This window comes from Acidobacteriota bacterium (assembly GCA_019347945.1).
Lineage (GTDB): Bacteria > Acidobacteriota > Thermoanaerobaculia > Gp7-AA8 > JAHWKK01 > JAHWKK01.
In genome coordinates, this window is sequence record JAHWKK010000027.1 from 18,694 (window position 1) to 40,132 (window position 21,439).

Annotated in this window: 18 protein-coding genes and 1 CRISPR repeat array; of the genes, 9 read left to right on the forward strand and 9 right to left on the reverse strand. The window is 62.1% G+C overall.

Going from position 1 to position 21,439, the window contains the following annotated elements:
• Window positions 1-12: 12 nt before the first annotated feature.
• The 3 genes from KY459_14420 to KY459_14430 are packed head-to-tail and all read left to right on the forward strand — an operon-like array spanning window position 13 to window position 2,552.
• Window positions 13-1,038 (forward strand): ABC transporter ATP-binding protein, encoded by a 1,026-nt coding sequence (locus tag KY459_14420; GenBank protein ID MBW3565903.1) that lies wholly within the window; start codon window positions 13-15, stop codon window positions 1,036-1,038.
• Window positions 1,035-2,129, forward strand: coding sequence for a dipeptide ABC transporter ATP-binding protein (locus tag KY459_14425; protein ID MBW3565904.1), 1,095 nt, complete (start codon window positions 1,035-1,037; stop codon window positions 2,127-2,129). Before KY459_14420 ends, KY459_14425 begins: the two co-directional genes overlap by 4 nt.
• A gap of 36 nt (window positions 2,130-2,165) precedes the next feature.
• On the forward strand, window positions 2,166-2,552 hold the full coding sequence (locus KY459_14430; protein ID MBW3565905.1) for an HTH domain-containing protein: 387 nt from the start codon (window positions 2,166-2,168) through the stop codon (window positions 2,550-2,552).
• 196 nt (window positions 2,553-2,748) lie between these two features.
• Window positions 2,749-3,368: a CRISPR direct-repeat array (repeat unit 35 nt; unit sequence CTTCAATGGGGCCGCGCCCTTTCAGACGCGGAAAG).
• 1,935 nt (window positions 3,369-5,303) lie between these two features.
• Here KY459_14430 and KY459_14435 read toward each other — a convergent pair.
• From KY459_14435 to KY459_14460, 6 genes are all read right to left on the reverse strand, one after another.
• Window positions 5,304-5,939: a hypothetical protein gene (locus KY459_14435; GenBank protein ID MBW3565906.1), complete on the reverse strand. Its 636-nt coding sequence runs from the start codon at window positions 5,937-5,939 to the stop codon at window positions 5,304-5,306.
• Between the two features lie 398 nt (window positions 5,940-6,337).
• Window positions 6,338-9,265 (reverse strand): type I-U CRISPR-associated helicase/endonuclease Cas3, encoded by a 2,928-nt coding sequence (gene cas3u, locus KY459_14440; protein MBW3565907.1) that lies wholly within the window; start codon window positions 9,263-9,265, stop codon window positions 6,338-6,340.
• A complete protein-coding gene (gene cas5u6u / locus KY459_14445; GenBank protein MBW3565908.1) occupies window positions 9,262-10,719 on the reverse strand; it encodes a type I-U CRISPR-associated protein Cas5/Cas6 in 1,458 nt (485 codons plus the stop codon). The genes cas3u and cas5u6u overlap by 4 nt, the downstream gene beginning before the upstream one ends.
• Window positions 10,719-11,948 carry a type I-U CRISPR-associated protein Cas7 gene (gene cas7u, locus KY459_14450; GenBank protein ID MBW3565909.1) on the reverse strand — a complete coding sequence of 410 codons (1,230 nt, stop codon included), beginning with the start codon at window positions 11,946-11,948 and terminating at the stop codon, window positions 10,719-10,721. Before cas7u ends, cas5u6u begins: the two co-directional genes overlap by 1 nt.
• 104 nt (window positions 11,949-12,052) lie before the next feature.
• Window positions 12,053-12,358 carry an HIRAN domain-containing protein gene (locus KY459_14455; protein MBW3565910.1) on the reverse strand — a complete coding sequence of 102 codons (306 nt, stop codon included), beginning with the start codon at window positions 12,356-12,358 and terminating at the stop codon, window positions 12,053-12,055.
• 291 nt (window positions 12,359-12,649) lie between these two features.
• Window positions 12,650-13,660, reverse strand: coding sequence for a hypothetical protein (locus tag KY459_14460; protein ID MBW3565911.1), 1,011 nt, complete (start codon window positions 13,658-13,660; stop codon window positions 12,650-12,652).
• A gap of 138 nt (window positions 13,661-13,798) precedes the next feature.
• Here KY459_14460 and KY459_14465 point away from each other — a divergent pair, with 138 nt between their 5' ends.
• The 5 genes from KY459_14465 (at window position 13,799) to KY459_14485 (ending at window position 17,111) form a co-directional block, all read left to right on the forward strand.
• A complete protein-coding gene (locus KY459_14465) occupies window positions 13,799-13,951 on the forward strand; it encodes a hypothetical protein (GenBank protein MBW3565912.1) in 153 nt (50 codons plus the stop codon).
• 71 nt (window positions 13,952-14,022) lie between these two features.
• A complete protein-coding gene (locus KY459_14470) occupies window positions 14,023-14,484 on the forward strand; it encodes a response regulator (GenBank protein ID MBW3565913.1) in 462 nt (153 codons plus the stop codon).
• A gap of 29 nt (window positions 14,485-14,513) precedes the next feature.
• Window positions 14,514-14,867 (forward strand): hypothetical protein, encoded by a 354-nt coding sequence (locus KY459_14475; GenBank protein MBW3565914.1) that lies wholly within the window; start codon window positions 14,514-14,516, stop codon window positions 14,865-14,867.
• Entirely contained in the window at window positions 14,864-15,547 is a 684-nt protein-coding gene (locus KY459_14480) for a glycosyltransferase family 2 protein (GenBank protein ID MBW3565915.1), read from the forward strand. Before KY459_14475 ends, KY459_14480 begins: the two co-directional genes overlap by 4 nt.
• 376 nt (window positions 15,548-15,923) lie before the next feature.
• The gene (locus KY459_14485) at window positions 15,924-17,111 is read left to right on the forward strand and encodes an ATP-grasp domain-containing protein (protein MBW3565916.1); all 1,188 of its coding nucleotides are present in this window, start codon (window positions 15,924-15,926) and stop codon (window positions 17,109-17,111) included.
• A 56-nt stretch (window positions 17,112-17,167) separates the two neighbouring features.
• Here the strand turns inward: KY459_14485 and KY459_14490 are convergent, their stop codons facing one another.
• The 3 genes from KY459_14490 to dusB all read right to left on the reverse strand — a co-directional run bounded on the left by KY459_14490 (window position 17,168) and on the right by dusB (window position 19,539).
• On the reverse strand, window positions 17,168-17,467 hold the full coding sequence (locus KY459_14490) for a BON domain-containing protein (protein MBW3565917.1): 300 nt from the start codon (window positions 17,465-17,467) through the stop codon (window positions 17,168-17,170).
• 74 nt (window positions 17,468-17,541) lie between these two features.
• Window positions 17,542-18,504 (reverse strand): hypothetical protein, encoded by a 963-nt coding sequence (locus tag KY459_14495; GenBank protein ID MBW3565918.1) that lies wholly within the window; start codon window positions 18,502-18,504, stop codon window positions 17,542-17,544.
• 3 nt (window positions 18,505-18,507) lie between these two features.
• Complete coding sequence (gene dusB / locus KY459_14500) at window positions 18,508-19,539, reverse strand: tRNA dihydrouridine synthase DusB (protein MBW3565919.1); 1,032 nt, start codon at window positions 19,537-19,539, stop codon at window positions 18,508-18,510.
• A gap of 123 nt (window positions 19,540-19,662) precedes the next feature.
• Between dusB and KY459_14505 the strand changes: the two genes are divergently transcribed.
• The gene (locus KY459_14505) at window positions 19,663-21,165 is read left to right on the forward strand and encodes a Do family serine endopeptidase (protein MBW3565920.1); all 1,503 of its coding nucleotides are present in this window, start codon (window positions 19,663-19,665) and stop codon (window positions 21,163-21,165) included.
• Window positions 21,166-21,439 lie beyond the last annotated feature (274 nt).

Sequence of the window (21,439 nt, forward strand, 5' to 3'; positions counted from 1 at the left end):
CTCCCCCGCGAGATCGGCAATCAGCTGCTCGAGGTCGACAACCTCAGAACGGGGTTTTCGACTCCGGGCGGTTTCGTTCTGGCGGTCAATGGAGTGACGTTCTCGGTCGGGCGGGGCGAAGCGGTCGCGCTCGTCGGGGAATCCGGCAGCGGGAAGAGCGTCACCGCGATGTCGATCATGCGGCTCATCCAGTCTCCGGGCCGCATCCTTTCCGGCTCGGTTCGCTACAGGGGGAGGGATCTCCTCGGGATCAGCGAGAACGAAATGCGGAAGATCAGGGGAAGCGAGATCGCCATGATCTTCCAGGAGCCGATGACTTCCCTCAATCCGGTGTTCCGCGTCGGCGACCAGCTCGCCGAAGCGATCATGATCCACAAAAACCTCGGTAAGAAGGAAGCGAAACAGGAAGCCGGACGGATGCTCGAGCTCGTCTCGATTCCCGATCCCTTCAAACGGCTCGACGACTATCCGCACCAGCTTTCCGGAGGGATGCGACAGCGCGTGATGATCGCGATGGCGCTTTCCTGCGATCCCGAGCTTCTGATCGCCGACGAGCCCACCACCGCACTCGACGTCACCATCCAGGCGCAGATCATGGAGATTCTCGCGGAGCTCCAGCAGAGGCTCGGTCTCGCCATCCTTCTGATCACGCACGACCTCGGAGTCGTCGCCGAATTCTGCAAACGCGTCGTCGTCATGTACACCGGAAGAGTGGTCGAGGACGCGGAAGTCACCCAGCTCTTCGGCGATCCGAAACATCCCTACACGCGCGGCCTGCTCAGCTCGCTGCCGAGTCTCGACGAGGAAGCGCACGGGCGGCCGGAGCGGCTGAGTACCATCCCGGGAATGGTCCCCGGCATCGACAACCTACCGTCCGGCTGCAAGTTCCACCCTCGCTGTCCGGATGTGATGGAAGTCTGCTCGGGGCTGGAGCCCGCTCTCTACGATCTCGGGCAGCAGCGCGAAGTCCGCTGTTATCTTTACGGCGATGCGCCCGACCCGGAGCTCAATCCGCCTGATCCGGAGCTCAACCCGTGAGTGAAGCCACCGCCGACACCGCCCAGAAAGCGCCGAAGGTTCCCGCCGGCGAGGGCGAGCCGCTTCTTGTGGTGCGGGACCTCAAAAAGTACTTTCCGGTCAAGCGGGGGATCCTCTCGAGGACCGTCGGGCAGGTGAAGGCCGTCGACGGCGTTACGTTCTCGCTCGCGAAAGGGGAAACGCTCGGCCTCGTCGGCGAATCGGGTTCCGGGAAAACGACCACGGGGAGATCGATCCTCAGACTGATCGAGCCCACCGAGGGGAGCATCCGGTTCGAGGGCACCGAGCTGACCGATCTCGGAAGCCGCGCCATGCGCGAAAAGCGCCAGGACATGCAGATCATCTTTCAGGATCCCTACGCCTCGCTCAACCCGCGTATGACGGTCGGAACGATCGTGGGTGAACCGCTGGTGATTCACAGCGATCTTTCGAAAGCGGGACGGCGGGAACGTGTTGCGCAGCTGCTCGAGACCGTCGGTCTCGATCCCTCGTACCTCAAGCGGTTTCCCCACGAGTTCTCCGGCGGGCAGCGTCAGCGGATCGGCGTCGCCCGCGCGCTCGCTACGAATCCGAAATTCCTGGTCCTCGACGAACCGGTCTCGGCGCTCGACGTCTCGATCCAGGCTCAGGTGGTCAATCTTCTGATGGATCTCCAGAAGGAGCTCGGCCTCACGTATCTGTTCGTCGCGCACGATCTCGCGGTCGTCGAGCACATCTCGCAGCGGGTCGCCGTGATGTATCTCGGCAAGATCATGGAGCTCGCCTCGCGTGATCGGATTTACGACGATCCGCTTCATCCTTACACGAAGGCACTGCTCTCAGCGGTACCGCTGCCGAAGCCGAACAGGAAAAAGTCGCGGATTTTTCTCGACGGCGACATCCCGACTCCGATCGATCCGCCGAGCGGCTGCGTGTTCCACACGCGCTGCCCGATCGCCCAGTTTCCGATCTGCTCCGAGGAGGTCCCGGCGCTGCTCGAGCACAAGGCGGGACAGTTCGCCGCGTGCCATTTCGCCGGCGCGGACGTGCCGCTGCGACGCTCGGTCATCGATGAGAAGCCCGGGCCGAAACCGGTGCCCTCCCCGGCCTGAGCAACTTGTCTTCTGCTGTTACAATTCAGCACTCCCATGAAGACGACCGAGAGACTTCTGGCCATGGCCGAGCTGCTCAAGGGCTCGAGACGCTGGCGCACCGCCGCGCTCGCCGAGGAGCTCGGCGTTTCCGAGCGGACGGTCTACCGTGACATTGGTCGGCTCGAGGCCGCGCGGCTTCCAGTGGTCAGAGACGATGAAGGTTATCGGTTGCTCGATGCGCTCCGGCCCCGGGCGATCGCGCTGACCCTGGACGAGCATGCACTTCTCGCAACCGCGCTCGATCAGGTCGCGTTTCGAACGATTCCAGGCGTCGGAGAAAAAGTTGATCGCCTCCTGGAGAAGCTGTCACCCGGCTTCGATCACGAGCCCCCGGTCGAGATTGCGGGCCGGAGCGGAGCGGCGGCGTGGAGCGGGACGTAACGGGAATCATCGAGCGGGCGCTCCGCGAGCGTCGCAGCCTCCACACGCGGTACACGTCCCTGAGCTCTCAGCAGACCCGATGGCGTATGATCGACCCTTGGCGTCTTCTTCACCGTGACGGGCAGAATAGCTCAAATCGGCGGCGTGAAATCTGAGAGGCCTGTGGGACCGTCAGACCTGTCGGACGCGTCTGACCTGTCAATGGGGCCGCACCTTTTCAGAGGCGGAAAGCCACTACCGAGCCGATCAAGCTGGTAGCTGAGGCTGCGAACCTTCAATGGGGCCGCGCCCTTTCAGACGCGGAAAGCTCAGGCGTCGAGTGGGTTGTGATCGACACGTTCTCCCTTCAATGGGGCCGCGCCTTTTCAGACGCGGAAAGAACTGCGAGCACTCAACGTCGTCCTTATCCCCGAGACGCTTCAATGGGGCCGCGCCTTTTCAGACGCGGAAAGGTGGCCCTCGGACGGGAGACACGTTCGGAAAGTGGAGCTTCAATGAGGCCGCGCCTTTTCAGACGCGGAAAGCCGGGATGTTACAGGGGGCGAGGCGATCCGGGCCAGCTCACCTTCAATGGGACCCCGCCTTTTCAGACGCGGAAAGGGCGGCGTCCGGGTCGAGGATCTCGGCGACGAAGCGCTTCAATGGGGCCGCGCCTTTTTAGACGCGGAAAGTGTACGAGCCCGGAACGGTGGTGGATCACGTGTGGCCGCTTCAATGGGGCCGCGCCCTTTCAGACGCGGAAAGGACGAAACGCAGGTGGGGGGGCAATCCTGTCTCGCGGCTTCAATGGGGACGCGCCTTTTCAGACGCGGAAAGGGCCCGCGTTCCCGAGCCCGTCAATACAAGCCAATTTCGTTGCTTTGCGAGCGGTTCGTGCCCCGCCCCGCTCGCCAGCGCACGGCCAGCGTGTTTCGATTATCAAAGACCCCGGAATCACGGCGACGAGCGGTGCCCTCCGACGAACTTCGGCGCCCCACCGTCGCGACACATTCCCGGTTCATTCTCGATTCTAACCTAGGGAGTTGGCGGAGCACGTTTCCTCGCACGCAACCTCGGCAGGCTAACGACCTAGGCTAGCTTCGAATCTGTCCGCGCTTCGCATTACGTCACGCCTGCTGATTCAAAGATGCGAATGCGGGGCAACTGTTCTAGACAGCCGATGCTTGCCCATGCGGCCCGCTTTCGTCCATCGCTGCACCGGAGTCTCCGGCTGCGGGGAGCTGACCACTGAGAAAGACCCAACGAAATGCGAAACTTCGCCGCGGATGGCCGTAAAGGTGCGGCGTCTCTTCAGTCGGGGGAGGCCCCGATCTCGCGGTGCAGCTGCTCCGCGGCGTTCAATGGAGCCGCGCCCTTTCAGACGCGGAAAGTACGAAGTACAAACTGGGCAACAACTTCAACGACGTGCTTCAATAGGGCCGCACCTCTCCAGGCGCGGAAAGCTGAAACTCAGGATCTACGTCAGCGACAACTTCGTGCTTCAATGGGGCCGCACCTTTTCAGGCGCGGAAAGTCCGACTGATGGTCATGCCCGCATCCCTCGCAGCAGCTTCAATGGGGCCCCACCTTTTCAGGCGCGGAAAGAACCTCCGCTGTGAGAACTGCCGACGAATCGACGAGGCTTCAATGGGGCGGCACCTTTTCAGATGCGGAAAGCCCCGGACCCCGCCGTCTCAAGGTCAACTCTCGCCGACTTCAATGGAGCCGCGCCTTTTAGACGCGGAAAGCGACCGAAAGCCGGAAACCTCGGGGCGCCAGATTCCAGCTTCAATGGGGCCGCACTTTTTCAGGCGCGGAAGGAAGCTCTGCCGCTCACCTCGAACCAGTATGATCGCTTCAATGGGGGCCGCACCTTTTCAGACGCGGAAAGCCACCAGCCCCGGGTGCGCGGATGGTTCGCGCACATCGTGCTTCAATGGGGCCGCGCTTTTTCAGACGCGGAAAGCCGCAAGCCCGGAGTGCGGCATCGGCTGATGGATGTGCTCCTTCAATGGGGCCGCACCTTTTCAGGCGCGGAAAGGGTAACTTCGGGGTCCATCGACAGCGCGGCTTCGGCGCTTCAATGGAGCCGCACCTTTTCAGTTGCGGAAAGCCGGTGTTGCCGAGAAACGCGTTCCAGAGCCGGTTCCTTCAATGGGGTCGCGCCTTTCATTGGCGGAAAGCTGGTAGAAGTCCGCCCAGAGAATGCCCGGCCCGGCCCGGCCCAGCTTCAATGGGCCGCACCTTTTTAGGCTCGGAAAGGCCCGCGGTTCCGAGCCCGTAAATACAAGCCAATTTCGCTGTCTCGCGAGCGGTTCGCCCCGTCACACTCGCCAGCGCACGGCCAGCGTGTTTCGACTGTCAAAGATCCCGGATTTACGGCGACGAGCGGTCCTTCCGACAAACTTCGGCACTCCACCCCTCGCGACGCTTTCTCGGTTCATTCGCTTCTCGATTTTAACCCGGTATACCTCCGTCGCAGAGGGCCGCCGGAAACGCCTCGGCCACCCGAGCACCTCGATCCCCGCCGATGACCTGGCCGTATTCCGTCTCAGAAGCCAATCCGCGTCATGATCGAGGAGCTCGTCGAGGCGGGACCGCATCACCGCCTTCTGCAAAGGTGTCTACTCCTCGTAGAAAGTGGGACTTGCCGGACCCGTCGGACGTGGCTGACAGTTCAACCAGTCTTCATCGGCGCTCACTTTTCGGATTTTCCCGAGGTGGTCATCAGAGTGAGCACGCGGGACGTGCCGTCGCCAGAGCTTGGGCCGCTCACCGAGCACGCTTCCGATGCTGCGGTTCGATTCGCTCCGACTTGATTGCGGAGAGCGGGAGTGCGCGCGTGAAGTTCATCGACCGGTCATCGATACGTCGCGACGTGAAGACCTGCTCGACTCCCAGATGCGAAAGACCTCGCGGCACGAGCAGCTCCGGATGACCAAGCATTGCCCTGATCGCTGAGAGTGAGGCCTGTTCCCGCCAGATTGGCCAGGAGAACGTAAATCGGCCCCGATCGACTGCTCCCCCTAACACGCCGACCCGCACACGAGTTCTTCTCTGCACGGGGACGACGGTCACCGCCGAGAGTCCAACCGAGGCCAGTCGATTGGCTCCGTGCTGGGTTCCAATCTTGTACTTCGTGTCCGTAGGGTCACCGGCCATCATCGCCCAGCGCGAATCTTCCTCTGCATCCCATCGGAATGAGGTAGTCAGATCATCGTCTCTGCTCCATCGGTCGAAAAGCGTCTGTCGTAGGCATTCCTCGGGCGAGTCGGCCGACAGCGTCCGTCCTGGCCGCTTCGTCGGAAGATCCTGTCGCGGCACCTGTGCCAACCGCTCGAGAAAATACTGCTGACCACCTCCGAACTGGAGGCACAAAGGAGTAGGCTCTACCGAATCTTTCTTCAATCTTAGCGCCTGATCCGTCATGAGTGCTGCAAGCGCATCGGTCCGATCTCGGAACATAGGACTTGCATCTGAGATACTTTCTTTTAGAAGTTTCTGGCACTCCTTCTGACTGAAGTCAATCAACTTCCTTCCGCCAAACCCGTGAGCTGGCAGGATGCGAGCAAGCCCGCTGATCGTCGAGCCAACGATATCGAGTGGGTCGGTCACGCAACTCACATGCAAAATCGGCCGCAACGGCGGATCGTCGAGGGACCATGAGACTCGCGCACGAAGCTTCTCTTTCTCCGGCCGGTCACGGTCATCAGCTTCGAGCGCGCGCAACAGACCCAAAAGCGCGAGAAACGAGAGCAGGTTGTCAGGCTCGAACCCGTCGAGGCGGTGGACGCGGGTTGCATCACTCATCCATGCACCTCCATGGCTTTATCCTCGGAGGCCCGGTGATCAGCCAGCCGAAGGATGGCCTCCATCCGCGCCAGCTCCCAGACGCCGTAGCGCGCCTTCAACGTCTCGAACAGGGTCGGCCAATCGCGTCCCTTCCAGTCGAAGGCGAGTGATTGAGGTCCGACTTCCGGCGTTTTCTCCGTCGGATCGGAGTGCGGATAGAACGGCCTGCCAAATCCATGATGGGTTCCTACGAGCCACAACACCAAATCTGCGTCCGCGGCGGATGTGAGACGCTCATGAGCCATCGCCTTTCGAACGGAAAGCGCTTCATGCCGCCAGTGCTCCGGAAGGCCAGAAGCGGCTCTCGCTTTCCGCGGCAGCGGTCTCGCCGATTTGGCAATCACCGTTTCGGGATCAGCCCCGAGCGGATCGCCGTAGTAAAGCCATCGTTGGAAGCGCTGATCGCTTTTTCCATGGTCATGAAGATAGCCTGCGAGACTGAGATCTCTGACGCGATCGGATGACAGACCCACCCTCGAGGCGAATGCTCCGGCCTTTTCTTCGACATCCTTGCTGTGCTGCTCAAGCGGAAGACAGTATCCCCCAATCGATCCCGCCAGATCGTCCTCGGTACTTTGCGTCGCCAGCCCCCTGGCTTCCGTAGCAGACGCCGCCGCGTCGCGAGACGGTCCGTCCTTCAGACCCAGCGGTGCTACGAACACGACGCCCCGCGGACGATCCTCCTCGCCCTTTCCGTAGAGATCGAAGTAGTGATGTACCGCGCCACGTCGAGCCTCGCTCAGCCTTCCGAGGTCACTCGCCAACTGCTCCTCCAGAGGCAGACCCAGAAGAACGTCACGAGCGTCTTTCCAGCGTGCGTTCTGAACCGAAGCGAGTGCGTCCGAGAGAGCCGTCTCCGACACATTCACCCCCGGGAGAGAGGGATGCACTCTCACCGAGAAGCGTCTTCCGGCGAACGGCGCGGCTGCCTGTGCTCCGACGTCGGCGACATCGGCATCACTCCCGGGCTTCCAGCCGTACTCGTCAAGACCCCCATAGCTAGCCGGAACGACGACGTTTTCGCCAGGCCGGATTTCGCCGGGCTCAATCCACTCCGATGCGTCGTCGTCCCCCTTCCATCGAAAGATCTGTCGTCGCGATGGTCGTCTGTTCTCGGAGTCTTCCCCCGCCTCGGAGGGTACATCCGCGAGATCCTCGATGCGATCGCTCGGACGCTCGAGCCATCGCCGCACCGCCCAGACGGGCAGCTCGATCGTCTCGCCAGACTGAGGGGGAACGAGCGTCAGCAGCCGCCGGCCTTCAGTGTTGCGGGGCTCGAGGTCCGCGCGCCATGCGACAGTGACCGAGTCGGGTGCGCGGTGCGGACCGTGGAGATATAGCGCCGAATCCGGATCGGCTGCAGGAATTGGTGAGGTGTGTGACAGCAGGTCGAGATGCGCAGGCATGAGTACCGGCGCGTCGTCTTTCGGCGCGAGCGCCGGCGGGTCCATTCGGACGGCAAACGTGCTCAACCCGAAGTCTACCCAACTCTTCTTCTTCGATCCCTGTGCCGCTGCCATTCGATCCCACGCTTCTTTGATCGCCCCGCCGTATACGGGGTCCTCGTACTTCTTGTGGAGATCGGATGACATCGCGATAACCGCACCCCACGGGGTAATGTCGCGGCCGGCGCGATTCAGCCGTCCGAATCTCTGACGCAGGGAATCGATCGGCGCCGCTTCTGAAATGACCGCATCGAGATCGACATCGACGCCCGCCTCGAGACACTGAGTCGCGACGACGACCATCGTCTTCTCGAGCTTTCTCGTCTCTGCGTCTGTCAAAGTCCGTGTGCGAATCGGTTTCAGTCGATCAGCGAGCTGATCGCGATCGATGGATCTGGCTGGTCCAATCATCAGAATCAGGTCGATCTTCTCGTCATCAATCTCGCTCTGGTGTCGCTTCGTCAGTTCTTCGTACACCGAACGCGCCCGTGCGACGCGGTTGACGATGACGGCTATCGCGGGGCGGGCCGCACCGTTGTCCGAATTTTTGAAGTGTTCGGTTGCTTGTTCGACCGCACCGACCAGGGCCTCGGTTCGGATGGTAAGATCGCTCTCTACGGGTCCTTTCGTCTCGATCAATCGAACCTTTTTCGAAGCATCGAGGCGCTTTTGCAGGACCTGATGGTTCCGGTCGTCATCCTTCAGCGAAAACGGCAGAGCCGTGTGGTCGTCCTTCCGGTCACCCGGGGTCGCCGTCAGCAGTGCGAACGCATGCGGAGAGGATTCACGCGCCTCTCTCCACTTCTCCGACCGGTAAACGTCAATCCAGTGAAGCGTCTGACGGAACGGTTCGGCGAGATGCGCTTCGTCCAGAAGGAGCAGACAGTCGGCGCCGAGAAGACCTGCGTGCACAGGCTTCATCGAGTTGGTGACTCCATATCCGCGGAAGAGCAGGCGCGAACCGACCTGATCGACGGTCGAGCAGAGAATCGTCGGCTGCGACGGCGTTCGCGCCCAGTCGTGCTCCCGCGGGATACCCCCACGTAGCCGCCGCGCGATCAGGGGGCGCTCGCTCGATTCCGCGAGCCGCCCTAGCCTCGCCGCCACTTCAAGGCAGACCTCTCCTTTCGGAGATTGGAGGGCTTTTTCGATCGCAAGAGCCCTCGAGTATGCGTCGTCGACGACAAGTCTGCGATCCACGATGAATGCGATGCGCACCGGAGCTCGGCGCTCCCTTCCACGCTCGGCCTCGAGTGCGAGGTGGAAAAGCGCTACGTCCATTGCTGCCGTTTTGCCGGACCCGGTCGGCAGGTCAAGCACCCTCGGCCATCGTCCGGTATCAAAAACCTCCCGCAAGAGTCTGCTTTGCCACGGAAAGGGATCGTAGCCGTGGAGTTCCTCGAAGAACTGCCCGAAGTTTTCGGTGGTGAGAGTCACGACGACTTCTCCCGGAGCGGGCGGCAGAGGCCCAGCCCGAAATAACGTCCCGCACCCAAAATCAGCGGGCCCTCGACGGGTTCCTCGAAGCGGATTACGGCGTGCACGAGCTGACGGCTGCTGAGAGACCGCGGCAGCCGCCAGCCTGTCCAACGTGGCGAGTTGCCGGAAGGGTAGGCTGAAGGGATTCCCTCCAGCGCGGAATGCTTGTCAGCAATGATCTGCGACGGTTCCGGAAATCCCACGTTCAGACAAGCGGCACTGATGAGCTTTGCGATCTCTTCATCCCGCTGCGCTCCGTTCGTCTTCAAATGGCGATCGAGAGCGATCGGAGTGACCGTTACGAACATGCGCGAGGGCATCGTATATAGGCTCGGATTCAACGAAGTCGCACTCGCTTCAAAAGTGGGAGAAAGTTCGATCGAAAACGCCTGAGTAGCGGGGGTTCTCTCCCGCGTTGTCACCGTGAGAACTCGGCGACCGCGTCGTTCCTCGATCGGAGACACCTCACGCAGGGCGCGGAGAAAGTCACCATCGTCAAGAATGTTGCTGTCTGCCGGCGGAATCAGCGCGAAGCCCAGGACATGGCCGTCGGCATGAGGAAACCCGGCGAACGGGAGCGGGACGATCGCGAGGTGAGGCGACTGGCTTGGCGACTTGTCGGGTCGATGGCCGCTCACTACTTCGGGTATCCGGTCTTCGAGACCGATCCGGCGATATCCGCTGGAGATCGCGTCACGAATAACCCGGCTGACAAGAGCCGCCGCTCGAAGGTCCCGCATTTCCCCGCCGATGTGCTCGAGGATCAGCCATCGATCAGCGAACACGCCGATTTGTCGTTGCTCTTTGGGCTGTGCGGTTCTCACGAGATCTCCCCGTTGCGGACGGCGTCCTCGCTCGAAATCTCTTCGAAGCTCCTCGAACCGTCCTGGATAGACCCGCCGCCCCGCCGGCTTCGCTTCCGCGAGCAAGGCTTCGTCGTGAGTGACTCGGAACCGGCACCGGGTGAGACTCGTGGAATGTCCGACGTACGCCGTTGCCTGCGCGAGCTGCTGGAGGTCACTCAAAGTTTCTTCATCAGGAATCGAATCGGCCCAGACGAATCGGACCAGGGGATCGGCCGGTCGGGAGGACGGAAATCGCCGCGGCTGTCGCGACCTGAGCTCCGGTAGCACCCCTCGCGCCACCTTCTTGCGATCACTCCTCGGATCGTTGGGCGGAACGAAAACGACCGGCGCCGTTCGCGGTTCAGAAGTCGTGGCCACGATCAGTGGCGGTGGAAGATGCTCCAGCCACTCGAGAGAGGCTCTGCGTTCGTCTCCGCGTGCTCCCCAGCTCGCGACGAGTGCTGAGAAGACGCGGTCCGGCTGCGGTGGCCAATCGGGCTCTTCGCTGTCAGGACCTACGGCCGCGAAACAGACGCCTGAGAGATACTCGACTTCCAGAATCAGCATTACGAATCACCGGCGCCTTCGTCATCCTCTCCGCCCGCACCGGCAAGAGCGAGCTCCTGACTCTGGCGCACGATTTCGACTAGTTTGTCCTGAGGCTGGAGGCGCAGGGGCTCGTCGCGAAGGGCGAATCCGGCCATCTTCGCCGCAGCGCGCGCTTCTTCGTACAACGCGTGCGACGCGTCCAGATCGAGGGACATTTTGTTCGTCGACCCGTCTGACTGAACTTGTTCGATAGCAGCACGTCCGTCGCAGACGAGATCACAGCGCGAACGCAATGCATACCCGCGGGCATCCTGCTCGGCGAGAGCGACGAGGCCGAGTGCAGCAAGGAGGGCGCGACCGATTTCGTTTTTCTCTGGTGAGCCGAACCGAAGTCGGCGAAGCGCCGCGAAGCTGAGCACGAAGGTGTGCTCCAGATGGTCACAAGTGATGCCGAGGGCCTGGATTGATGGAGCGATATTTCCATGATTGATCTCGGACGGCCGCACTTTTTTGGCTTTCTTGCCCGCTTCAGATTGATCGGTGCTCCACCCGGACTCACCTTTGAAAACTTCAACCTTTCGCAGAACGCCAAGCGGGTCGATGCGGCTCCCCGTTCTCCGTGCCGCTGTTCGGACGACCAGTTCTCCGGTGCGAGTGACTAAGGATTCTTCAACCGGTACGTCGATGGCGACAATCTCCGAGGTCAGACTTCGTGCGAACTTCGCTCCAAGCGCGCCACCTTCACCCGTTGAGTGCCACGCGCCAAACAGAAGCGCCGTCGGCGACGCCTCCAGAAGGCTTGATGCATCCTGGAGCTTCGCCTTCGCCAGCCGCTTGCCCGTCTCACTCTTCATGAATGGCTCGCCGTCGAGAAGACTGTCACGCAGAATCGCGTCGTACACTCGATGCGGAGCATCAAGTGATGTGATCTCTCCGATTCCGTCCAGCCCCGCCTTCGAGAAGTCGACGACCACGTACGGCGCCTTCAAGCCGTTCCGAATCGCCTCGAGTAGTGATTCTTCGAGACGGTTCGCCTGTGATTGCACGCTGTCGACCAGAACGCACCATTTCTCTTCACCGTTCACGCGACGCCGCTCGTAGACATGGCGAGGCGGCCCGTTCTTCTCCTCTGCCGGGTACGTCGGTGGAAAGATCTTATCGCCCTTTCCTCCCACGGGCTGCAACACCTGCCTGCGGCGGAACGCCGCGTCGTCACTGGTCATCGTTCTAAGTTCATCGAACTTCATTGCTCCTCCTTTGGGGACGTCCCGCTTGTTGTAACGGTTATCGTTCGGCACCCCGGAACGCGGCGCGCGCAAGGTTTGATTGCGAGCCCACCGATCCCCCACCTTTAGCCACGCTCCACCTCAACGGTGACAGTCAGCCGTTCCCACGGCGGTGCTGGGGCTGGGTGGATCGCGGCCACGCGAGCCCGCAGCCCAAATCCGGCGTCAGCGAGGCGCGAAGGGATCGCGTTGGACTTCCTCGGGACGTAGCCGAGCTTCGTGCCGCTCAGCGTATATACCGCGATCGCTCCCGAGTCGTGCACATTTCCGGGCTCGCGCCTAAGATCGAGTTCACTGCCGACACCGAGGCCGCCGAGTGCCGCGTTGCCTCCATCATGGCGGAAGCCCGCGACCTGCGTAGTAAGAAGCATCGCTGAGGGTGTGGGGCTCCTGGCGGCAAGACGAGTGCCGAGACTGACGATGGGAAGCGCGGCAAGGCCTTTCAGAGGCCAGCGCCTGCTGACGCCCCTCGGTTTCGTCCGCGACGCGTGTGACATGGTTCCTCCCTCCGGGACGGAAGCGGTTCTCGTTTCGTTGCCTTTGGCGCGATTCTATGCGATTCCGCACGGAGCGTGGCAAGTTTCACCCGGAGGACTGACAGGATCTGTCAGAGTCGTCGGACGGGTCAGACGCGGTCTCGGGGACGCGGGGTGCAAGCGTCTTCAGGAGCGTTCGCGGCGGACGAATGCTTCGATCTCGACGAGGAGCTCGGAACGGCAGATCTCGGCGTTCAGGTAGAGCACCGAGGCAGGGTCGACCAGCTGCTCGATGATCGATGCGATCTCCGGCTGATCGCTCGCATGCCGGACATAGACCTTGAGCTTTGGATGAAGGCCCGGCGAGCCGAGCCCGGCACCGGGACCGAACGCTTCGCTGATGACCGCATCGAGATTCCGGATCGTCTCGCTCACCTGACCGGCGACATCGCCGACGTGAACCGTCTCGTGTCCGACGATGCTCGCGGTTCCCGAGATGAAGAGCGTCTCCGCATCGTAAAGAGCGGCTCGCGCGAACGACGGACTTCGCGGTCCGTACCGCCCCGGATAATGAAAGGCGCTGACCTGTCTCGGGTTCTCGATGAACCGGGGAGCTTCGCTCGAGCCGAGCGCGACAACGCTCAGCAGGCCCGACCGGGACCCGAGTGCACTCCCCGCCGGCAACTCCCGGTCCATGTCGAATCCCTTCTCGAGAAACGCTTCGAACCTTCCGACACAGAATCGCTGGTAGCGTTCGATCACCTCGTTCTCGTTGATACCGGGAAAGTAGTTCCACACGCGAACGAGATGAGGGGATCCGACCGTGCGCATGAAATCGATCAGCTCGCCGTAGAGGCGCCGCGTCGCGGAACAGAGGTCCTCGCCCGGTTCCGCCTGCAGCGTCGCGAAAGCGGTCCCCCCGCTGACAGCCGCCCGGATGTTGCCCTCCCGGATCTCGCGAACCGGTCGGTCGCTCGCCAGGAGCTCACCGCCGCTCTCCGATCCGAGCGGAGGCAGTGCGATCCGGAGCGCCGAGCCCGGCGCCGGACCCTCGCCGCCGAACCGAACCTCGCCCAGAGCGTGGCCGAACCCAGGGACCATCCGATCTCTCGACGCGAAGCCGTACTCGACGCGCGCGGGTGCAGCGGTCGCGGCAATCGGACTTCGTTCTGACGAGCTCTCGGTTCGGGAAGACATTGGACGCTTCCTCCCGAGATTACACTAAAGAGGGAACCGGGTCACTGGTCTTGCTCCCACGATTCGACCATGCTGACGCCGTCATCCGGAGCGAGCAGTGTCCCGAATATTGCAGTCAACCGCACCACAGGAGGAAATATGAGCAAAGATCATGGAAAAAGCGTCAAGGACGACGACAAATACGAAGCGCTGAAGGACAAGGGCTACAGCAAGGAGCGAGCGGCGAAGATCGCGAACTCCGGCAAAAGCGGTTCCCGAAAGGGCGGCAAAAAATCCGGAAAGAAGAGCTGACCTCGGATCATGGGATGTCCGTAAGGGCAGTTCCGGAGTCCGGTATCCGACCAATTCCGCCGAAGGTCTCAATGGAAACTCTACCTGCCAGATCCAGCGTACTCATCGTCGAAGACGACGATTCGACGGCTCGATTCCTCGAAGCCTTCCTCACCCGCAACGGCTTTCACGCCAGTACCTGCGAGAACGGCCGTGAAGGATTCCTCAAACTCATCACCGGCAACTATCACGTCGTCATGCTGGACCTGCTGATGCCGGGGATCGACGGTTTCGATGTTCTGAGGACCGTGAGAGAGACGTACTTTCCCTTCATGAAGCGGATCATCGTCCTCACCGGCGCCTCCGAAATGCTTTATCGCGGGCCCATCTACGAGAATGAGATTTTCGCCCGCCTCGGGAAGCCGGCGGATCCGGCCCAGATGATCGACATGGCGACGAGATGCGCCATCGACGCGGGCGGCGTCTTTCCGGGGCGTCATCGTGTCCCGAAGCTTCGACCTTCGGCAGCCGCTCCATCACGGTTCGAGCACTGATCCGGAGCGCATCCCTGTAAACTCGGAGCGTGGGCACACTGGCCATTTCCACGATCGCAATCGCGGCGATTCTCGCGTTCCTCTTCCTGCTCTGGCGCGACTCGATGAGCAGGAAAGACACTCATCCGGCAGCGTACCTGATCCGGGCGTTCCTGATCGGTGCGGTCACCGTCGGTATCGCCACTCATCCGTCGCTCGCGAACGCCGGCTCCGGGGAGCGAGCTCTCGTTTGGATGGCGATCGGGCTCGGTGTCGTCACGACCATCGTCTTCGTTCTGCGAGCCGCCGGGCGATTCCGGGGACGCCGTGTCGAGGACGAACCGCTGCCGAGTATTTTCGGGCCGGAAGGCCCACCGGATCGCACGAAGCAGAAGCCCAGGTGATCGTCGCCGCCGTCATTCCGGCTCTCGACGAGGAAGCCGCAATCGCTGACGTGGTGGAGGGGATCGACCGGACGCTCGTGCGCGACGTGATCGTGGCCGACAACGGCAGCACCGATCGAACCGCCGACGTGGCCCTGAAGGCGGGCGCCCGTGTCGTACCGGCACCCTCGCGCGGTTACGGAGCCGCCTGCTGGGCAGCGATCGAGGCGCTCCGCGACGACGTCGAGATCGTCGTATTCATCGACGGCGACGGCTCGGTGGACCTCGATTCTCTTCCTCCCCTCCTCGATCCTCTCCTTCGGAACCAGGCCGATCTCGCCATTGGCTGGAGATCTCCCGAGCTCACCGAGCCTGGGGCGGTCAGTCCCCAGCAGCGAATCGGTAACACGATCGCCGTCGCATTGATCCAGCTTCTCTATCATCATCGCTACCACGATCTGGGACCGTTCCGGGCGATCCGGAGATCTCTGCTCGACCGAATCGGAATGAAGGACCGCGGATATGGGTGGACGGCGGAAATGCAGGTGCGAGCACTCCATGAGAACGCACGGGTGGTGGAAGTCCAGGTCAGGACGAAGCGGCGGATCGGCCGAAGCAAGATCAGCGGCACGATTCCGGGCATCCTGCGCGCGGCCCGCGGGATCATCGGAACGATCTTGCGGCTCCGCAACAATCGATGAGCGTCGTGAAAAAGGTTGGAGGTTGGAGGTTTGAGGTTGGAGGTGTTCTCGAGAAAAGCGCGCCCTCGCGATCAAAACAATCACCGGGAGGGCAAAGCTCCTGCTGATCCGCACCGTTGCGTTCCACTCGAATGCAACGTTAGACCGGGAGGGCGAGCCTCCGGCGAGCCGCAGCTGGCGGGATCGATGGGTGACGCCAACCCCGCACGGATCGTTGCGGGTTTCAGGTTCGGTTCTGAGGATCGCGGCTCGCCGGAGGCTCGCCCTCCCGCTCGGGGTGTTTGGTCCGGCGAGATCGGTGCTCGTCGCCCCGGTTCCTGAATCACACCGGGCGTCATAGACTCTCGCTTCGATGACCAGCCGAACGCCCGCCGACATGAGCATCCTCTGCATCTCGAGCTTCTTCAAGGGGAACCGGTTTCTGCAGACCTGCAAGGAGCTCGGATGCAGGACCTACCTCTTGACGGTCGAAAAGAAACTGCAGGAGCCCTGGGCGCGGGAGTACCTCGACGACATCTGGGGGCTGCCGGACTTCGAGAATCGGGACGCGCTCGCCCGAAGCGTCGCATGGCTCTTCCGCGAGCACGACTTCGACCGGCTCGCTCCCCTGGACGACTTCGACGTCGAGCGCGTGGCATGGCTGAGGGAGTACTTCCGGATCCCCGGTATGGGTGAGACCACCGCACGCTACTTCCGCGACAAGCTCGCCATGCGATCCCGCGCACGCGATCGCGGCATTCCGATCCCGCGATTCGCCGCGATGACCAACCACGCGAGAATCTCCCGCTTTCTGGAATCGGTTCCTCCGCCGTGGCTCATCAAGCCGCGATCGGAAGCCTCGGCAATCGGAATCCGCAAAGTCGGCAGCGCCGAGGAGGCATGGAAAGTCATCGATGTACTCGGCGACGAGCAGTCCCGCTACCTCATCGAAGAGATGCTTCCCGGGTCGATTTACCACGTCGATTCGATCGTATGGGAGCGGGAGGTCGTCTTCGCCGAGGCGAGCCGTTACTGGACTCCCCCCTTCGAGATCATGCACGGGGGCGGAGTCTTCGCGACGACGACGATGGATCGTGCGGACGCGCTGACCCGCTCGCTCCTCGAGCACAACCGTAAGGTTGCCCGCGAGCTCGGCTTCGTTCGAGGTGTTCTTCACACAGAGTTTTTGAAGAAGCCGGACGACGACACCTTCTACTTCGTCGAAACAGCAGCAAGAGTCGGCGGAGCAAACATCGCCGAGCTCGTCGAGGCTGCGACCGGAGTCAACCTGTGGGCAGAATGGGCAAAGATCGAGATCGCCCAGGATGAGCTTCCCTACCAGCCGCCCGTGTCCGAGCGTAATTACGCAGCGCTGGTCGTCTCGCTCGCCAAGGACGAGCGGCCCGATACTTCATCGTTCGACGACCCGGAGATCTGGTTCCGCCTCGACAAGAAGAATCATGTCGGTTTCGTTCTGAAATCGACCTCGAGGGAGAGAGTCGAGAGCCTGCTCGAAGACTACGTAAGGAGAATCCACGAGCAGCATCAGATGTCACTCCCGCCGCCAGCTTCGGCAACTGACTGAGGGTGCCGGGCTTTTCGCCCCTGCACCCTCGATTTCTCCTGCTACCGGAACCCTGCTTACTCGACGTGAATCCGGTTGACGACGCGCTTCACACCTTCGACGTCATTCGCGGCGTCCGCAATCAGGCGAGCCTGACTCCTGCTCTCCGCGTGACCGTCGAGATAGACGACTCCATCATCGACGTCGACTTCCACGGCGAAGGTCTTTTCCGGAACGTCTTCAGCGATCTTCGCTCTCACCTCGGCTTCGATCGCTTCGTCGTCCCACTGTGCCGGCGTCACCTGGTTCAGCGACGTGCATGCGGTGGCCACGAAGAAAACGCTCAGCACGAGTGCTGCAATGGTCATTTTTTTCATGTCGATCTCCTCATTCTGCCGGACCTCCATGGTCACCGGCGTTATTAGGAGATAGCAAGGGGTATACCCGTCCCCTACGCATCGTGCCGCGTCATTCGGACCACCCCGCCCGTCTCGGTTTCCAGGTAGTCCGAGAGGGCCTTGTTCGGCAGATCCAGCTCGACGAGCCTCCGGACTTCGGTCTCCGAAGCAGCCTCGAGCCGGCTGTCGAAGGCGGCCAGAGCCCGATCGACGGTACGCTGGTAATGGCCCGCGATCGTTTCCGAAAGCACCGCCTTCGGATTGACCTGATGCGTGATCGCCAGGGCATCGGCCGCGACGAAATAGACCTCGGTTTTCCGATCGGTGAGCCACTGCAGCGCCGAGACAAGCGTGATCAGATGCCACTCGCGAAGCGAGCGCCAGACCTTCGAGATCCCAGCGTTCCGGCCGCCTTCCGGCTTGAGAACGTTCGGCTGAACCTCCCAGATCAGAGCGACCGCACCGGCCGGATCCCACGAGCCGGAGGTCTCCCCGACCGAGCCAGGAATCGTGTGCTGCCTCCCCTCCGAGATGGCGACTGCCTTGGCCTGACCCGCATCCCGAGGGACCACATCGAAGCTGATGCTCCCGATCCGGCCGCCGAAATGAGCATTTTGGCTCATCAAAAGCACCACAGAGGGTATGGATTGTTCGCAGGCACCGATCAGCCGGCGTCTCAGCACGGTGTCGGCATCCTTCCCCAGTACCCCGATCGGCGTTACCAGACCAGCCGCGCGACCCTCCAGCTCCCGCGAATGCCAGAATGACGGCGTCGGCATCCCTTCACTCCACCGCGCGTGACTGCGCGCGACATATCGCTCGACGACCTCACGATGGATCGGCTGGAGATCCTCCGGGGCAATCTCGTCCATACGCGTGACCCCCTCGGCGAGATCGGCGAAGACGTCGAGCGCGGGATTTCCGAGATGCTCGTAGAGCTCGTAGAGCGATGCCTTGGTGTCGGGTCGAAGCCCGTACGCGATCAGAACCTGTTCGATATGGGGGGGAAAGGCCACGGCTCATGCCGAACAGGCGAGCGGGACTTCTTCGATGCTCTCGGCCGTCTGGATATCGACGAGCTTCTCGTAATCATCGAGAAGGCCAAGCACGTCGGTGATCGACTCGATCGAGGCCAGACCGCTGCGAATCGACTTGCCGTTCGGAATCCCCTTGGAGAACCAACCGAGGACGGTTCGGGCTTTGTGAAGCTTCCACTTGTCGATCTGGTCCGCCCCCTCGATCTTGGTCAGATAGCGGCGCATCGCGGAAACGCGGCGCGAGACCTCGTCGTCGACGCTTACGCCCGAAACGTGCGTGAGGATGTCGCGGAAGATGAAGGGGTTGTGCAGGGCCGCTCGGCCGATCATCACGCCATCACAACCCGTCTGCCGGAACATCCGGACGGCGTCCTCGGGGGTTTTGACATCGCCGTTGCCGAACACCGGAATCCCGAGCTCGGCTTTGACGCCCCGGATGTAGTTCCAGTCGCTCGCTCCGGTGTATTTTTCCTGCCGTGTCCGACCGTGGATGGCGATCATCGAGACGCCGATCTCCTCGAAGCGTTTCAGCAGCGGGAGGACGTCGTCGCTCTCCCACCCCTTACGGACCTTGACGGTGACGGGGATCTTAACGCGACGGATGATCTTCTCGACGACTCGCGACGCCTTGTCGAAGTCCCTGAGCATCGCAGAGCCGGCGCCGGAGTTGACGATCTTTCGGACGGGGCAGCCCATGTTGACGTCGACGATGTCGACCCCCTCGGCCTCGACGATCGCTGCTGCATCGTCCATTCGAGCGGGATCGCCGCCGTAGATCTGGATCGAGACTGGCCGTTCCGCCTCGGAGAAGGCGAGCATCTTGTGGCTGCGATCGTTCTTCCGGGTCAGCCCCTCGGCGGAGATGAACTCCGAGACGACGAGCCCCGCCCCTCCGAGCTCCTTGATCAGAGAGCGGTAGTAGGTGTCGGTCACCTCGGCCATCGGCGCCAGCGCGAGCGGCGGGTCGATGACCAGGTCACGGATCCGGAATGGCTTGAGTTCGAGATCGGGCATCAATTTCGCCTCGTAACGGTTGCCTAACATGGGTGATCGGAACAATCTTCCGATTCGCTCGTCTGATCGATTGAAAGGGCGCCGTGTCCGCGCCTGTTACTGACCAACGGAGGTAACGCAGATATGAACCGCTTCTTTTCAAAGGGGCTCGCCATCTTCACGCTGGTCCTCGTCTCGGTGGGAGCGGGGGTTCTTCTCAGTATGGAGCTGGATCTCACTCCCGTGACGCAGGCTCAGCAGGCGACCTCTTCACTGAACACTCAGGGTTACGATGTTCCCGCCATCACAATTCCGTCCTTTGCCGACGTCGCCGAGAGGGTGATGCCGGCGGTCGTATCGGTCACCTCGACCGAAGTCGTTTCGCGAAGCGAGATGCGGGGCGCGAATCCCTTCGACTTTTTCTTTCGCCCGATCCCGGAAGGCCGCGAGCCGTCACAATTCGACGAGCGCGAGCGTGTGAGTGGCGGATCCGGGTTCATCATCACGCCAGACGGTTACGTTCTGACCAACAATCACGTCGTCGAGGGGGCAAGCCGTGTCGAGGTTCGTCTCAGCTCGACCGACAAGGAGTACATTGCCAATGTCGTCGGAAGCGATCCCTACACCGATCTCGCGCTTCTGAAGATCGACTCCGACGATCGGTTTCCCGTCGCGAGACTCGGAAACTCGGACGAGATTCGAATCGGCGACTGGGCCCTGGCGATCGGAAATCCGCTGCAGCTCGAAAATACCGTCACCGTGGGCGTCATTTCGGCGAAAGGCCGCTCGCTCGGCCTGACGACCGACAGCTCGTTCGAGAACCTCATTCAGACCGACGCGGCCATCAACTTCGGCAATTCAGGCGGGCCGCTTCTCAACGTTCGCGGTGAAGTCATCGGTATCAATACGGCGATTCGGGGCGGCGGGCAGAATCTCGGCTTTGCGGTACCGGTCAACATCGCCAAGCAGATCTATCCGAGACTTCGCGACGAAGGCAGAGTCGTTCGCGGATACCTCGGAATCAACATCGACAATATCGATACGCGTGAGCGACGAGCCTTCGGTCTCGAGTCTCGTGACGGCGTCATCGTGACGAACGTGGCCGATGACCAGGCGGCGGAACGAGCCGGCGTGAAGGCTGGTGACGTGATCGTCGCCGTCGATGACGAACCGATCCGGAATACCCGCGATCTCATCGACTACGTCTCGTACAAGAAGCCCGGAACCACGGTCGGACTGACGATCATCCGGGACGGAAAGCGGATGAAGCTCGCCGCAACCACGGGTGAGCGCCCCGGCCTGAATGCGTCGCCACTCGATGACAGCAGGAGCCGCCCGGGAGACGACACCCGCGAGGAGCTCGGTCTCGTGCTTCGGGAGATCACCGACCCGCGCCGCTCCGGGCTCCCCGACACCGCCACTGGGCTGTTCGTCGTCGACGTCAGACCGCTCTCCCCCGCCGCGGACGCCGGTCTGACCCACGGTGACATCATCGTTTCGGTCAACGGAAGAGACGTCGCGCGACTGAGCGAGTTTCGACGTATGGTCGAGGATGCGGAAACGGGTGACCTCCTCCGCATCTACGTCAACCGTTACACTCAGGACGGAACGAGGCTCTCACGCTTCGCCATACTCGAGGTTCCCTGAACCGGGGCTGAACTCAGTAGCAATCGAAGGGCAACGGGCATCCGTTGCCCTTTTTCATTTCGCGCGCGTTTGATACGGGGTCGGGGGGGGTGTTGGGGGGTTTAAAAACCCAAGGGGGGGCGTTTTGGGGGTGGTGGGGGGTGAGTTACAAAGTGAGCAACCCCCCCCCCACCCCCCCCCACATAAAACGCCCAAAAAACCCCCCCCACCGGGGGCCGCAGCCCCCCCCCCCCCGCCGCCCCGGGGGGGGGCCGCCGCGCCCCACCCCACCACA

Bases quoted from the DNA above. Each gene is read 5' to 3' on its own strand.
- cas7u (MBW3565909.1), bottom strand. From the start codon at position 11,948: ATGAAGTTCGATGAACTTAGAACGATGACCAGTGACGACGCGGCGTTC.
- KY459_14460 (MBW3565911.1), bottom strand. From the start codon at position 13,660: ATGTCTTCCCGAACCGAGAGCTCGTCAGAACGAAGTCCGATTGCCGCG.
- KY459_14465 (MBW3565912.1), top strand. From the start codon at position 13,799: ATGAGCAAAGATCATGGAAAAAGCGTCAAGGACGACGACAAATACGAA.
- KY459_14455 (MBW3565910.1), bottom strand. From the start codon at position 12,358: ATGCTTCTTACTACGCAGGTCGCGGGCTTCCGCCATGATGGAGGCAAC.
- KY459_14430 (MBW3565905.1), top strand. From the start codon at position 2,166: ATGAAGACGACCGAGAGACTTCTGGCCATGGCCGAGCTGCTCAAGGGC.
- KY459_14505 (MBW3565920.1), top strand. From the start codon at position 19,663: ATGAACCGCTTCTTTTCAAAGGGGCTCGCCATCTTCACGCTGGTCCTC.
- KY459_14470 (MBW3565913.1), top strand. From the start codon at position 14,023: ATGGAAACTCTACCTGCCAGATCCAGCGTACTCATCGTCGAAGACGAC.
- dusB (MBW3565919.1), bottom strand. From the start codon at position 19,539: ATGCCCGATCTCGAACTCAAGCCATTCCGGATCCGTGACCTGGTCATC.
- KY459_14485 (MBW3565916.1), top strand. From the start codon at position 15,924: ATGAGCATCCTCTGCATCTCGAGCTTCTTCAAGGGGAACCGGTTTCTG.
- cas5u6u (MBW3565908.1), bottom strand. From the start codon at position 10,719: ATGCTGATTCTGGAAGTCGAGTATCTCTCAGGCGTCTGTTTCGCGGCC.
- KY459_14490 (MBW3565917.1), bottom strand. From the start codon at position 17,467: ATGAAAAAAATGACCATTGCAGCACTCGTGCTGAGCGTTTTCTTCGTG.